This window comes from Thiohalorhabdus sp. Cl-TMA (genome assembly GCF_041821045.1).
GTDB lineage: Bacteria > Pseudomonadota > Gammaproteobacteria > Thiohalorhabdales > Thiohalorhabdaceae > Thiohalorhabdus > Thiohalorhabdus methylotropha.
In genome coordinates this window covers 93,844-108,403 of record NZ_JBGUAW010000003.1, presented here as the reverse complement: position 1 = coordinate 108,403, position 14,560 = coordinate 93,844, and the positions used below count along the sequence as shown (strand labels likewise).

Here is a 14,560-nt window from a genome sequence, read left to right as displayed (position 1 = left end):
CTATTCCACCGGGCTGCCCAGGGTACCGATGCCGCTGACGTGGATCTCCACGCGGTCCCCGGAACGCAGGAAGCGGGGCGGGTCGAAGCCGGCGCCCACGCCCTCCGGCGTTCCGGTGGCGATCACGTCGCCGGGCATCAGGGTCATGGTGCGCGACAGCGTCTCTATAAGCTCCGGGATTCCGAAGATCAGGTCTGCCAGGCAGCCGGACTGACGCTGCTCGCCGTTGACGCGGGTGGTGATCCGCACGGCGTCCAGGTCGTCGATCTCGTCGGCGGTGACCAGTGCGGGGCCCATGGGACAGAACCCGTCCACGCTCTTACCCAGGAACCACTGGCCATGGCGCCGCTGCAGTCTGCGCGAGGTGACGTCGTTGACGATGGTGTAGCCGAAGACGTGGTCGAAGGCCTCTTCGGCGGGAATGCCCCGCCCCTCCTTGCCGATGATCACCGCCAGCTCGCCCTCGTAGTCCACGGATTCCGTGTAGTCGAGATAGGCGGGGATGGGCTCCTCCGGACCGCTCACCGTGGTGGCCGCCTTGGTGAAGAACACCGGGTACTCGGGGACATCGGAAGCGGTGCCGGGCTTGCCCAAGCCGGAGCCGGAGAGCTCGTCCACGTGGGCGCGGTAGTTCTTGCCGACGCACAGGATGTCCCGCGCGGGAATCGGCAGCGGCGGCAGCACGGTCAGCTCCTCCAGGGCGCGCCACGCTTCGGGGGATGCCTGCCCGGCGGCCTCGTCGGCGGCCATGCGGGAGGCCTCCCCGCCGGCGATGAAGGTGGCCATGTCCCAGGGCAGGCGCGGCTCCACCGCCTGGAGATCCAGCACGCGGCCCGCTTCCGGCCGCAGCACCCCGATGCGGGTGCGCCCCTGGTCGGAAAAGGAGATCAGCCGCATGCGGTGGCTTCCCCCGCTCCACGGCTTCCGGCCATTGGCCGGCCGGCCGCCTCGATCCCGTACTTCGCGCTCACGCTTTCCCCCTTAATGCTGATGCTGCCCGTTTCCGTCCTGGCGCCGCACCTGCGCGCGCAGGTCCTCGTACGCCGCCGGGGCCATCTGCGGGAAGCGCTCCACGAGCGCCACCACCGCCCACAGCTCGCCGTCCTCGTGGGTGGGCCCCCAGGCCGGCATCCCCGTCATGCGTACCCCGTGCTTGATGATCCAGAACAGCTCGGCGGGTGTCCATTCCTCCGCCGCGTGGTCCAGCTCCGGCGGCTCGGGCCGCAGGCCCTCGGCCACATGTCCGGGCTTCACGCCGGGCGCTCCGTGACAGCCCACGCACATCTCCTCGTATTCCTCAACGCCCTCGCGCAGCCGCTCCCGGCCTTCCAGATCCGGGGCCTGGATGTCCCGGGCATGATACGCCACGGACCGTTCCATGGTGGTATGCAGAATCCATTTGGGAATCGCCCGATGGGGGTACTGCGCGGACACGTTGTAGAGACCGCTGTACATGAAGGCGATCCCCGCCGCCGCCACGATCAGCACCAGCAGCACTGCATGCCTGATGAAGCTCATGATTCTCCTTCCCCGGGAGGCACCCCGCCGCCTGCGGGGCCGGATGGCAGGCCTCGACCCGCCCCCGTAATTGTTCGCTCCCGCTTCGAAAAATGGGGACGAAAGCCCCTGTTCCCCCGGGAATTGTTACCCGTTTAGAAGCCCATCTGCCACCCTGGCCTTGCGCCTGTTCCGAGTATTCGGGCAGCACTGGGAAAGGGAACCGAGCGGCGAAGAATAATTTTCCGGGCATCCGAACCTCGCCTGGCTCGGCAGGACCGTGAAACTGGTGGCCCCGGCGGGATATACCACCGGGGCTTTACCCGCAGGACTTTTGCGGGGACCTGCCCTGCCTACGAGGCTTTCTGCCGCAATGCCCTGGTAAGCCCCATTACTCCGAGGCCCATCAGGGCAAGGGTGGACGGGGCGGGAACCGGCTCCGGCGGGAGGACCCTCTGCGGGGTAAGCAAATAGGCGTGGTTTTGCCGCACGCTCGGAATGGCGCCCGTTCCCATCGCCACGACCTGCCCCAGGTTATTGATATCCGTGGCGCTCTCAAGATCAATACCGGCATAGGGGCTGTTCGGATCAATGAGCCCTTCCAGCTGCCGCATGCCGCTGCCCTCTTCCCAGAAGAAGGCGTCGGTTTCATCCTCAAAGAGGCCCTGGCCAAATTCTCCCACTACCTGGCCAGAGTCGTTTATGCCGAGGGCCCTGCCGCCAGCGGCGCCCCTGTGAACTGGTCCAAGCGCCTGCCATCCCTCACCTTCCTCCCATACCATGGGGAAATTTCCAAAATGGGTATAGGAGGTGCCAGCCACTTGGCCCTTCTCATTAAGGTCGTATGCATTGCTTCTTTCCGGTCCACTCTCCCAACTTTCCAGGTCAGCAACTCCGCCGCCTTCTTCCCAAAGTAGGGCATGCGGATGTGTGTAAGACAAATATTCTCCAGTCACTTGTCCTTTATCATTAATGGCCCGGGCCGAGCTGAATGATGTGGACCTATCAAAATCCGAGGGGACGGATTCAAGGCCCTCCATGCCTCTGCCTTCCTCCCAAAGGTAGGGATCAGCATAACGCTCGGACGAAGAAGCATGCCCCACCACCTGACCATGGTTATTAATATCATAGGCCTTGCTGGAATCCCCGCCTCCGGGAAGGCTGCCCAGGCCGGTCATGCCTTCCCCTTCTTTCCATATAAACCCTTGTTTGGATTGGTAATCCTGTTCCTTGTCGGCAAAATCGCTGGTCCCAACCACATGTCCGGCGTTGTTAATGCCGTACGCCTTACTGAAGTAATCCCCACCGGGGAGATCCCCCACATGGGTGATCCCGCTGCCGGTCTCCCACCGGAAGCCGTTGGTGGTGCCCGTAGCGGGATTTTTCTCCCACCCCGCCACTTGGCCGTTTTCATTCACCGCTTCAGCATGGATTGATACCCCGGGGGTGAGGCCGGCACTGGGCACGATCTCCGTCACACTATACGTCGGCACCGCCGAGGCGGCCGGGGCAGTCCCGAGCATGATCAGGCCGCAAAGAATCGTGCCTTGCCCTTTCCTGCTCCCTGCGCCTTTCAGCCATGACTGCCCGGAATTTCCTTTGGGATTTGGACCGAATGGCTGACTTTCGGAATCTCGCCTCATCTTCCGTTTCCTCCCTTCTGGTTTGGCCAATTACCCGGCCAACAAACTACTGGCTCTGTCCGCCTAGGCAGCAATGCGCATGCCATCGCCGGGGGGAGGGTGTTGTCCGGAATTTACAAAAGTAAGAAAAGTTTTACAGATCCGAGCCGTAAGACTTTTCGACAGCACTGGTCGAGCAAACTCCCGCCTGCTTTCCGCATCGAGCCGAAGCTATAGGAATAACGAGCCCCCAAGCAGGGAGAGCACCCGTAAAAGTAACCTACACCGGACTGATTGTTTTACAGGCCGCCTCTCCTAAAGTCTTGGGCAGCCAACAACAACCACACCAAGACGGAGAAACGAAAACTAATGCGGGCCAGGCAGGAATCGGATGAGAGGAATGAGGCGTAGGATTAACCCAGCGGGTGAGCACGGTAGTTCTTTCCGACGCACAGGATGTCCCGCGCGGGAATCGGCAGCGGCGGCAGCACGGTCAGTTCCTCCAGGGCCAGCCACGCCTCCGGGGCCGCCTACTCGGCGGCCTCCCCGCTGGCGATGAAGGTGGCCATGTTCCAGGGCAGGCGCGGTTCCACCGCCTGGAGATCCACCACCCGGCCCTGCTCGGGCTCCACCAGGCCGATGCCCGTCCGGCCCTCCCTATGAAATGAAATAAGGCGCATGGGCCCTTCTTGACTGGCCGCCGGGCCAGATGGCGTCTCCTGAAAGACTCTATAGGATCTTGATCCGTCCCTCCCCGAGCTTCCAAGCCCGGGTCGGGGGCGACCAGCGACGAGCCCTTCCCGGCTCGCCGCGGCCAACCCCCCGACAGGATCCGCGGACTACTATCGCCGGTTGTCCCCGGGCGAAGTACCGGCGCATCGAAATGGCCGCAGATCGGGGCGGCAGCCGCTCTCCTTGCCCCAGTCTCCGGCACACGGGACCGGTGCTTGTTCGGTGAGCTGCCGGCCTCCGCCGACTTCGATGTACCGGTAAGCGGATTGCCCGGGCTTGTGGGGGCTCGCGAGCCACCGTGTCCCGGATTCTGCGTCGACATCGGCTCAACCGGGCCCGGGGTCTGGACCTACCGCAGCCGTGCAAAACCCGCTGAAGGCCGGGAGGCCACCAAGGCATCACCACCCCGCTTCAAGCGGCCCTATTCGCTCCAATCAACAATCAGGCCAACGGCGGGAGAGCCCGCACGGCCAGCCTCCTATTGGTGTCCAGGGAGAATACGGACAACATCCTGACACATCATCGCTAACGCTCTTCAACCGGATCGATCACCATCCCGGAGTCGGTGATGGCAAACGACCGGGTCTCGTGGTGTTGGGTGGAGCCCCGCATCTTGAGTACCACGAGGGAGCGCTGGAGCTTGGTTTCCAGGCCCGAGACCCGCAAGGCGATGATTGTATCGGTCAGCGAGGAGATATGGGCCTCGGTGATGGACATGCCCTCGTAGCCGAAGCCGGGACTGGCTGCGGTAAATAGGGCGGTGGCCCCAGTCCCCTTAATGTAGGCCAACAGGGCTACAACAAAGGCCTTGAAACCGCGCTCCGAGGCGATCCGCTCCAAGGCGGTGAGGCTGTCAATTACGATCCGGGTGGGCTTGAAGCTATCGATCTGGTCCTTTATATGGATCAGGTGGTCCTCAAGGGTCTCCGCCTCCGGATAATGGGCGTACAACAGGAGGCTGCCCTCGGCTTCCAGGGCCTCGAAGTTCATGCCCCAGCCGCGGGCGTTGCGCAGGATCTGGAGCCGGCTTTCCTCGAAGCCCAGGTAGAGCGAGCGCTCCTCCGGGGTGGCGGAGCCAGTGAAGTGGGAGGCGGCCAGGCTCTTGCCGGAGCCGGATGGCCCCGCCACCAGGACAATGGCGGTGTTGAAGAAGCCACCCCCGGTGAGCTGGTCCAGAATGGGGTGACCCGAGGAGATCCGTCGGTCCGGGGCCGGCTGGTCGAGGTCGATGGAAGACAGGGGAACCACCACGATGCCCCGGTCGGCCCGGATGGTGAAGGAGAACTCCCCCTTGTGGTGGGTGGTTCCCCGCATCTTGAGGATTTCCAGAGTCCGGCGGCGGTGCTCGCTCTCCAGGACGTTGCGCAGGATGATTACCCCATCGGGGACGAACTCCTCGATGCCGTACCGGGCAACGTCCCCGTATTCCTGCCGCCGTTCGGCAGTGATTAGGGTGGTGATCCCCATCTCGGTGAGCATCTGGATCACCCGGCCCAGTTCCTCCCGGATGCGGTCGGAGTCGAGGAAGCGGGGATAGAGGGCACCGATGGAGTCAATGGCCACCCGCCGTGCCCCGGTTCGCGCCACGGCCCCCTGGATCCGGGCCAGCAGGGCGTCCAGACTGAACTCGCCGGTCTCCTCTATAGACCGCTCCACCCGGGGTGCGGCGTCCACGAACGCCCACCGCCCCTGCTCTTCCCACTCCGGCACCGGCCAGCCAAAGCTGCGGATATTCTCCCGGATCCGGGAGGCTTGCTCCTCGAAGCTCACGAAAACCGCCGACTCCCCCTCTTGCACGCCGTTTGCAAGGAACTGGCAGCACAGGATGGTCTTGCCGCTGCCGGCGGTGCCCGCCACCAGGGTGGACCGCGCCTTGGGAAGACCGCCGGCGGTTACATAGTCGAACCCGGGGATATTGGTGGGAACTTTGGGGATGGCTCCGTTCATGCGCTGCTATACCCTCTTACCGTTCTCGGCCGGTGGCTGGGCGAGCTCCAGGGCCGGCAGGACCCGGGACGGATCGGAGAAGCTACCGATAACCTGTTGGACGGGTGAGGGCTTGATCTTGACCAGGGTGGGGGTGGCCAGGATGCCGTCGGCCTCCGCCCTGTCCGGATCGGCCAGGACGTTGATGACCTCCAGCTCGAACTCCGGCGGCGCCGCCGATTGCAGCAGATAGACCACCTGATCCCGGATCTGGCAAGCCCGGTCGGAGTCCTCCGGATCGGCGTTCAGGTACAGCCGGAACAGGTATTGGCTCATAATTCGGCTCACCGCGATGGTTTGACCCGCACCGGGAGGCGGCCTAGAGCCTCCAGGGAGCGGTGTTCCCGGATCAAGGGTGATCCGGCAGAAAATCGGGTACCTGCGCGGCCACATGCAGCCCGCCGAGGCCGAACCCCTGCCCCAGCGGGCAGCCCAGTTCCCGTAGACGTCCGGCTTCCTCCTCCAGCTCCACCCCTTCCGCGATAACCTCCAGACCCATGGCCGGCGCCAAAGCCAATATAGCTTCCAGCAAGGGCTCCTTACCACTCTCCTCCACCAAGCCCGTAACCAGGGAGCGGTCGATCTTCAGGGTATCGAAGGGCAGCTCTTGGAGGACCGACAGGGCACTATAACCGGTCCCAAAATCATCCAATGCTATCCGAACCCCGAGCTCCTTGATCTCGGCCAGGCGCTCCCGGATCCGTGTGCCGCCATCCCAGAGGAGATCCTCGGTGACCTCGAGCTCCAGGCGCTCCGGGGCCAGGCCGCTCTCCCGGAGGGCCTGCACCACGTTCTCGTACAGCGAGCCGTCGTACCGAATTTGGGAGGGCGAGACGTTCACCGCCACCCGCGGCGCAGCGGAGCTCCGGCGGCCCCACTCGGCCCCCTTTCGGCAGGCCTCCCGGAGGATCCAGGCCCCGGCCTCCAGGATGCCCCCGGTCCGTTCCAGGAAAGGGATGAACTCCGCCGGGGAGATCCAGCCCTGCCCCGGGCAATGCCACCGCATGAGGGCCTCCATACCCACGATGCGCCGGGACTCCAGGGCTACCTGGGCCTGATAGCGGATCCCCAGCTCTCCACGGGCGAGGGCCCCCCGGGCCAGCTGCTGAAGATGGGCTTGGCGGGAAACCTCCGCTCCGAGGTCGGCGGAGTAGAGGTGGACCTGGTTCCCCCCCCGTCCCTTGGCCTGGTACATGGCCGTATCCGCCTGGCTGAGCAGCACCTCCGGATCATCCCCGAAGTCGGGATAGAGGGTGTAGCCCACGCTGGTGGTCACGGTCCATATGGCATCGTTGAGCTGGAAGGGGGTCAAGAAGGCGGAGCGGACCCGTTCCGCCAAGTGGAAAGCATCATCAGGGGAGGCCAGGTCTTCGAGGAGCAGGGTGAACTCGTCGCCGCCTATGCGGGCAATGGTATCCGTTTCCCGCACCGCCGGTGCCAGACGGCGGGCCACCTCGCGCAGGAAGCGGTCGCCCGCCTCGTGACCGAACGTGTCGTTGATCTGCTTGAAGTCGTCAAAATCGAGGATGGCCACCGCCAGCCAGGTCCCGTTCCGTTTCGCCCGCGCCAGGGCCTTTCCCAGTCGATCCTGGAAGAGGAACCGGTTGGGCAGGTCCGTAACCGGATCATAGAAGGCGAAATGCTCCACCCGCTCCGCCTCCCGGAGCTCGGTCACGTCGTGAAGCATGAGGAGATAGCCGGGATTTCCCTCCCAGAAGGTATCGGTAACGGTAAGCTCGGCGATTCCCCGTTGCCCATCGGGCTGATAGATGTCGATCTCGGTGGTGGTCGGGCCCATCAGGGGAATCCCCAGTCGCTGTCCGGCCAGCTCCGGGTCGCCGCGCCCGAGCAGGCGGGCGGCGGCGGGGTTATTGAACAGGATATACCCGTCGCGGCCGACCACGATCAGTCCCACGCCGGAATATCGGACCACATCATAGAATTCCTGCTGGAGGTTGCCCTTCAGGGCCTCCTTGTAAGGCATGAGCCGTCGTCCGATGGCCGAGAAGAAGCGCACCTTGCCCCAGGCATCCTTGTGGGCGATGAGGAGCTGGGAGACCGGAACCTCTTCGCCGCGAACCGGGTCGGCGTAGGTAATCTCCTCTTCCCAATAACCATGGCGCCGGGCCTCGGCCAGACCCTCGTGACGGATCCGCCAAGCGGCCCGGTTGGGCAGGAAGGTGGAGAGCCCCTTGCCTTTCCACCGTGGGTCCCCCTCCACCCCGAACAGCTGTTGGGCACTACGGTTCAGATGGCAGACCCTGCCTTCGGGGTCCAACTGGATAACGATATCCGGGCTGTACTCCAGGATCTCGGTAAGCTCCTGGCGCTCCTTCTCCAGGGCCTTGCGCTCCGGCATCTCGCGGGCGGTGGCCACGTAGTGCGTGATCCGCCCGTTGCCGTCGTTGATCGGGGAAATAGTCTGTGCCAGGTACACCGTCCGGCCATCCGCCACCTGGTCCACGAACTCCTCGGAGAAGGTTTCCCCCGCCCGCAGGGCTCGCCAGAGGCGCTCGTAGAATTCCGGCTCGTGGTATCCGGACTTCAGAAATTCGGAGGTGGGCCGGCCCACGACCTCCCTTCCTGTGAAGCCGGTGATCCGCTCGAAGGCCTTGTTCACGTACTCCACCCGCCCCGAGGAGTCGGTGATATAAACCATGTCACCGGCCTGGGACAGGGCCCGAGTCAGCTTCTGTAGGTCTTGTTGGGCGCTCTTGTGGGCGCTCAAGTCCCGAGCCAGGGCAGAGTAATAGCACACCTCCCCGGCGGCATCGTGGTGGGCTAGGACCACCAGGGAAATGGGGATCTGTTCGCCCCCCCAGGCGAGGAGAATCGCTTCCCCTTCCCAGAAGGACTCCCGCGAGGCGATGGCAAAGGCTTCCTCGGCGAGCTCCCTGCCCTCGTTATGGAGAGCAAAGAGGTCGCTGAAATGCCAATCCTTACCGCCCTCTTCGGGGAACAGCTCCCAGGCGGCCCGGTTACGGTAAACGATTCGACCTTCCCGATCCGTTATGGCAACAGGATCCGGTGCCATCTCCATGGCATCCGCCAGCAGCTTATGGCCCTGCTCCAGGCCTTCTGGAGACATCGGACCTCCCCCTTCAGCCAGGTGTCCATTCAGGCCGCCTCCGCTCGGGCTCACTTAGGAGGAAGCCATGGCCGCGATCCATCAGGGGCCATCATTCACCTGCCACCGAACTCTAAGGCCCTGTCATATCGCCGATTTGATTCTACGCATGAGAAGACCCCACTCCAATCCCCTAATGGCAATATGGAAATTCCAAACTCAACCAAAGGGCGTGCCGGCCTATGCCGGACAGCAGAGCAGATCGACGCGGATGGGCATGGTGAAGCGGGCACCGTCGGGGCCCATGTAGCCCTCGAAGGTCTCCCGCACGGTCTCGTACAGCTCCGGGCTCAGGTTGTGCTCGGTGTGGGTGACGCCGAGCACCTTGTCCTCGAAGTCGGCGAAATCGTCGAAGTCGTTGCGGGTGTTGAAGAAGCGCTGCTCCACGAGCTCCAGCACGCCGCCGTCCACGGCCCGCCGCACCGCCTCGAAGGCGGCCCGGCGCACCTCGGACTCATCGTGGAACAGGCGCAGCACCTCGTTGAAGTCCCCCGCGAAGACCGGCTCGGAGATGTAGGCCAGCCCGCCCGGCCGCAGCACGCGGCGGATCTCGGCCAATGCAGCGTCCATGGACTCCGCCGGTACGTGGTGCAGCGACTTGAACATGAGCACCACGTCGGCGCTATCGTCCTCCGCCGGGACGGCTTCCGCCCCGGCCTGGGCGAAGGTCACCGTCTCCGGGACGTCCGTGGCCTCCAGATTCTTGCCGTGCTGGATCTCGTCCACCTCGCAGGCGAGGACGGACGCCGGCCGACCGGTGTCGGCGATGGCGCGGGTATGGGCCGCCGCCCCGCAGCCGAGCTCGATGACCCGGGCGCCATCCAGGGGCAGCAGCTCGGCGTAGACGTCGGCCTCCTCGACGATATCGGTCACCGCGGGATCCTGGATCTGCATATTCGCTGCGCTCATAGGTATAGGCCTCTCCCTGCCGAATCAAATTAGCCAAATCTAATATAGTAACGCATGCCCGTGGTTGGGCCCATCATGCGATGCCTGCCCTATCCCCCCGAGAAACCGCCATGCCTGTGCCTTCCTCCAACGTGAACTATGCCGGGGGATTTCGCTTCAAGAACGCCCCCTGCGCGCCAGGGTCTGTTGCAGATCCTTTAGGGTCGGTGGCTTCAGCAGCCACTCGTCGAAGAGCTCGGTGCGCTCCTCCGTAAATTCCGACGCCGGGTGGCCGGAGAGGGCTACCAGGGGAATAGCGCCCATTACTTCCCGAAGCTGTTCGGCCACCTGAAACCCGCTCATGTCCGGCAGGCCAATATCAATGAACACCAGCGCTGGACGGTGCTCTGTTGCCGCCTCGATGCCCGCTGTCCCGGAAGGGGCCAACCGCACCTCCTGGTTCAGCCCCTCCAGTAGGAAGCGCAGAGAGCCGGCGACATCCTCATGGTCCTCCACGAGCAGGATGGACCCCGCGCCGGTCACGCCCACTGCGTCTGCCTCCTCTTGCTCCTCCGTTCCTGCCGAAGCCTGGGCCGGGAGCCGGATAACGAAGGTGCTGCCCTGGCCGATCCCGGGGCTCTGCCCCTCCACAGTGCCCCCATGCAGCGCCACCAATCGCTTGACCAGGGGCAGGCCCAGCCCCAGCCCCATAAACTGGGTGCCCTCATCCGGCCCCCGCTCGAAAGGCTCGAACAGGTGGGGCAGAAAAGCCGGATCGATGCCGGCGCCCTGATCACATACCCGGACGATGACCTGTCCCTCATCAAGGGTGGCCTCCACCCGAATCTCCGCATCCTCGGGCGTGTGCTTGGCGGCATTGTCCAACAGGTTGGTCAGCATCTGCGTGATGCGGACCCGGTCCCCCTCGACTATCAGCGGGTCCTCCGGAAAGGCCACCGCGAGGGTGTGCCCTTCCCGGTCGCGCAAGGCAGGGATAGACTCCACCGCCTGGGATACTAGCTCGCGCAAGTCCACCGACTCGCGCTCCAGGGTTATCTGGTCCCGTTCCAGGCGAGAAAGGTCCAGAAGATCGTTCACGATGCGGGTCAGATGTGCGGACTGGCGGGTGAGAACCTCGGCCATCTGGCTCAACCGCGCTCGGTCGATGGTGCCTTTTTGAAGCTGCAGCAGCTGGGCCACGTTGGCAATCGGGGTCAGAGGATTGCGCAGCTCATGGCCAAGTAGGGCCAGGAACTCTTTCTTGCGCCGGTCCGCTTCCCGGAGCTGTTCCTCTGCTTCCCGCTGCTCGGTAATGTCGAGGCTGGCTCCGACCATGCCCTGGCACTCCCCGGTTGGAGAGAAACGGGGCTCTCCCCAGGATTCCAGCAATCGCCACTGACCATCCGCACGCTTGGCCCGGGTTTCCGCATGGAAGGGGCGTTGCTCCTCAAAGCAGCGGGTAGCCTCCTGGATATAGGCTTCCGCATCCTCCGGGTGTAGGAAGTCCTGCCAGCGATTGCCGACCATTTCTTCCCGCGTCACCCCGAAGTACTCGCACATGGTCTGGTTGACCAGCTCCTGCTCCCCAGAGGCATTGTTCATCCAGATGGGGACGGGCAAGCCGTCGGCCATATTCCGGAACTGCGCTTCGCTGTGGCGCAGCCGCGCCTCGGTGTCCGCCCTTTGAATGCTGGCCGCGAGCACGTTCGCCAGTGCCTGCAGGAAGTTCACCTCGTCGCCGGTGAAGGTGCGCGGCGCCTTGGTGAAGGCCGCCAGCACCCCGTAGGGCTGCTGGGCCCCGCGGATGACCACCGTAACGCCGCTGACCGCCCCGTGCTCGGTAAGCAGCTCGCTAGCGGCGAAGCGCTCCTCGGTGGTCAGATCGGCGATGAATACGGGCTCTTCGGTGAGCAGGGTATAGCCCCCCGGGGAGCCGTACTGGTCCGGCTCGGTGGCCGTGCCCACCTGGCCCTGCGGCCACCCGGTGCCGCTTCGCAGCAGCAGGGTTCCCTCGTCGGGGTGCCATTCCAGGACCTTGGTGAAGTCCACCTCCAATTGTTCGGCCAGCTCCCGGGTCGCTTGGTCGAACAGCAACTGGAGCGGCGGGTTCCACAGGGCCCGCTCGCCCAGGCGGGCCACGGCCGCTTGGCGCGCGCTTTCCCGGGCTTGGGCTTGGCGGGCCTCGACGGCCTCGGTGACTTCATAGGCAAAGCTGGCGACACCCAAGATACTCCCGTCCAGGTTTCGCAGCGGAAGGTAGGAAAAAGTGACATATTTTCGGGTAAGCCCCTCAGGCCCAGGAAGCTGAAAATCCACCGGGATCTCCGAGGCGATATAGGGCTCTCCGGTGGCATACACCCGGTCCAGTTGGTCGAACACAGGCTGTAAGTTCTGCTCCGGAAAGGCCTTTCGCACGGGAAGCCCAACCAAGTCCCGGTGGCCGACCAGCTCTTCGTGAGCCGCATTGGCCACCGTAAAGACATGGTCCGGTCCCTCCAGGAAGGTAATGGCCACCGGGGCTTGCATGAACAATTGGTGGTAGCGCTCACGGGCCCGTGCGGGCAGGCTCTGGCGCAGCTCAATCTCGGCCAGTTTTGCCTCGGTGCGCGCGAGCACCTCCCTGGCGGTGACGTGCCCGGTCACCACTTCGCTCGCCCCGGCCGCGAAGGCTGCCTGGAACTGCTGGGGGCTGGTCTTGCCCAGGGCCACAATAACCGGCAGCTCCGAGGTTTCCGGCCGGTCCCGCAGGGTCCGTACCAGGGCCTCGGCCCCCTGATCGGGCAGGTCCATGGCCGTGTAGAGCAGATCCGGAAGGTGGTCCTCGACCGCCGCCACGGCTTCCTCGGCCGTAGCCCCGGTCCGGACCTGATACTGGGTGGCAAAGAGCCCTTCCAGGAATGCGCGGCGCCCGGGATCCGACTCGATGACCAGGATCTCTTTGGCCGAGTCGGGCTTTGGCCCGGCATCCTGGGGGCGAAACCGCTCCCGCAGCACGAAGTCGGTGACCTCATCCACCCGGTGCAGGATATATTCCACCGCTCCCGCATCATCGAGGATCGGGATATTGCGGGGACTGAAGTAGCGCTCCGCGAAGTGCCCGGGGGTAACCGGATCAGGGATGTCATAGCGCAAGGTGCCGACGCTAGTCTCCTGCTTGTCACGCAGGACCTGCTCAAGGGCGGAGCGCAGGGTGGCGGGACCGGTCGTGGCCCCGGGGGCATCCGGGTTTTCGGGGAAGGCCGCGAAAAGGCTGTTGCCCACCAGGTCCTCCCTGGATTGCTGGGCACTGCGCACATAACCATCACTGGCCGCAAGGATCGTGAAATCCGGGGCATCAGGGGCCAATAAGACGTAGCTGTCCTTGGAGTGCTCGAAGATGCGCTGGAAGTCGACAGGCACTTTCCGGGGAGGGCCAGCGGAAGGCATGGGGACTCCTCGGCCTAAAAAATGGTTCTAACGCAAAAGGAAACGGCAATGATGCTGGTTCGAACCTGAATTTACCCGTCGGTTCCCCAAGGAGGAAAAGGAAGTTATTAAAAAGGTAATCCCGAAAAAGCCAGGGTAAACACGAAAAAGTGAGCCGGACCATGGGCGAGTGGAAAGGCCTGATGACCCCGGACCCCTATCTTTTTCTACAATCGACTAGATCCGAACCTCCCTTCCGGCGTGAACCATGCCCGGGAGATGGCGTAGCGTGGGAAATAGGGCTTCCGCCATTTCACCTGGCGGGACCGTCCCCTTCCAATTGACCAGACCCCCGGAGGAAAAGCCATGGGCCAGATGATCGAATTCGAACGGCCGGACGGCCAGACCGCGCAGGGCTACCTGGTGGAGCCGGACCAGCCCGCAGGATCTCCGGGCATCGTGGTGATCCAGGAATGGTGGGGCGTGAACGACCAGATCAAGGGCGTGGCGGAAAAGCTCGCCGCGGCGGGCTACCGGGCGCTGGTGCCGGACCTGTACCGGGGCGAGAAGACCGTGGAGGCGGAAGAGGCCGAGCACCTCATGACCGAGCTCGATTTCGGCGATGCCGCCGGGCAGGACGTGCGCGGCGCCGTTCAGCACCTGAAGGCCTCGGGCAGCACCAAGGTGGGCGTCACCGGCTTCTGCATGGGCGGCGCACTGTCGCTACTGGCGGCGGTCCACGTCCCCGAGCACGACGCCACCGTGGTCTGGTACGGCTACCCGCCGCTCGAATACGTGGACGCCAACCAGATCCAGGCACCGCTGCTCGGCCACTGGGGCACCCGCGACGACATGTTCCCCATCTCCGGCGTGGACGAACTGGAGAATAAGCTGGAGGCTGCAGGCGTGAACTACGCATTCCACCGCTACGACGCCAAGCATGCCTTCGCCAACGAGACGGCGGACTCGTACAACCTTCCCCCGCTAGAGCACAACCCGGAGGCCGCGGAGCTGGCCTGGGAGCGAACTATGGGGTTCTTTGAAAGGCATTTGAAATAGGGCGGGAGGTTATCTAGCTGTCAGGCCCCACTGGAACAGGAAGGTGAGGATGGCCACGGTGGCGAAGGTGGGCTTGGCGTTGGGGACGATGACGTGGAAGTAGGTACCGAGGACGCCGGCGCCGTCCATGCGCGCCGCCTCCTCCAGCTCCTGGGGCAGCCCAAGAAAGAAAACGAAGACCACGAAGGCCAGAACCCTACCCGGTACAAACATTCTTAGCTGTTCAATTTGAGTGAACGTTCAA

At 64.2% G+C, this 14,560-nt stretch carries 11 protein-coding genes; 1 reads left to right on the top strand and 10 read right to left on the bottom strand.

All coding sequences use genetic code 11. The features are described 5' to 3' along the window. From ACERLL_RS04955 to ACERLL_RS04915, 9 genes are all read right to left on the bottom strand, one after another. The gene (locus ACERLL_RS04955) at positions 1-897 is read right to left on the bottom strand and encodes a fumarylacetoacetate hydrolase family protein (protein WP_373654957.1); all 897 of its coding nucleotides are present in this window, start codon (positions 895-897) and stop codon (positions 1-3) included. An 84-nt stretch (positions 898-981) separates the two neighbouring features. Continuing rightward, positions 982-1,518: a c-type cytochrome gene (locus ACERLL_RS04950; protein WP_373654956.1), complete on the bottom strand. Its 537-nt coding sequence runs from the start codon at positions 1,516-1,518 to the stop codon at positions 982-984. Between the two features lie 332 nt (positions 1,519-1,850). Continuing rightward, complete coding sequence (locus ACERLL_RS04945; RefSeq protein WP_373654955.1) at positions 1,851-3,140, bottom strand: DUF3466 family protein; 1,290 nt, start codon at positions 3,138-3,140, stop codon at positions 1,851-1,853. 509 nt (positions 3,141-3,649) lie between these two features. Next, the gene (locus ACERLL_RS04940; RefSeq protein ID WP_373654954.1) at positions 3,650-3,799 is read right to left on the bottom strand and encodes a hypothetical protein; all 150 of its coding nucleotides are present in this window, start codon (positions 3,797-3,799) and stop codon (positions 3,650-3,652) included. 577 nt (positions 3,800-4,376) lie between these two features. Next, on the bottom strand, positions 4,377-5,798 hold the full coding sequence (gene kaiC / locus ACERLL_RS04935; RefSeq protein ID WP_373654953.1) for a circadian clock protein KaiC: 1,422 nt from the start codon (positions 5,796-5,798) through the stop codon (positions 4,377-4,379). Between the two features lie 6 nt (positions 5,799-5,804). Next, entirely contained in the window at positions 5,805-6,113 is a 309-nt protein-coding gene (locus tag ACERLL_RS04930) for a circadian clock KaiB family protein (protein ID WP_373654952.1), read from the bottom strand. Positions 6,114-6,186: 73 nt separating this feature from the next. Next, complete coding sequence (locus tag ACERLL_RS04925; RefSeq protein ID WP_373654951.1) at positions 6,187-8,925, bottom strand: bifunctional diguanylate cyclase/phosphodiesterase; 2,739 nt, start codon at positions 8,923-8,925, stop codon at positions 6,187-6,189. Between the two features lie 219 nt (positions 8,926-9,144). Beyond that, positions 9,145-9,873, bottom strand: a complete 729-nt coding sequence (locus ACERLL_RS04920; protein ID WP_373654950.1) for a class I SAM-dependent methyltransferase — start codon at positions 9,871-9,873, stop codon at positions 9,145-9,147. A gap of 156 nt (positions 9,874-10,029) precedes the next feature. Then, entirely contained in the window at positions 10,030-13,251 is a 3,222-nt protein-coding gene (locus ACERLL_RS04915; RefSeq protein WP_373654949.1) for a PAS domain-containing protein, read from the bottom strand. 372 nt (positions 13,252-13,623) lie between these two features. Here ACERLL_RS04915 and ACERLL_RS04910 point away from each other — a divergent pair, with 372 nt between their 5' ends. After that, on the top strand, positions 13,624-14,316 hold the full coding sequence (locus ACERLL_RS04910; protein ID WP_373654948.1) for a dienelactone hydrolase family protein: 693 nt from the start codon (positions 13,624-13,626) through the stop codon (positions 14,314-14,316). A 9-nt stretch (positions 14,317-14,325) separates the two neighbouring features. Here ACERLL_RS04910 and ACERLL_RS04905 read toward each other — a convergent pair whose 3' ends face one another. Continuing rightward, positions 14,326-14,529 (bottom strand): ABC transporter permease subunit, encoded by a 204-nt coding sequence (locus ACERLL_RS04905; protein WP_373654947.1) that lies wholly within the window; start codon positions 14,527-14,529, stop codon positions 14,326-14,328. Positions 14,530-14,560 lie beyond the last annotated feature (31 nt).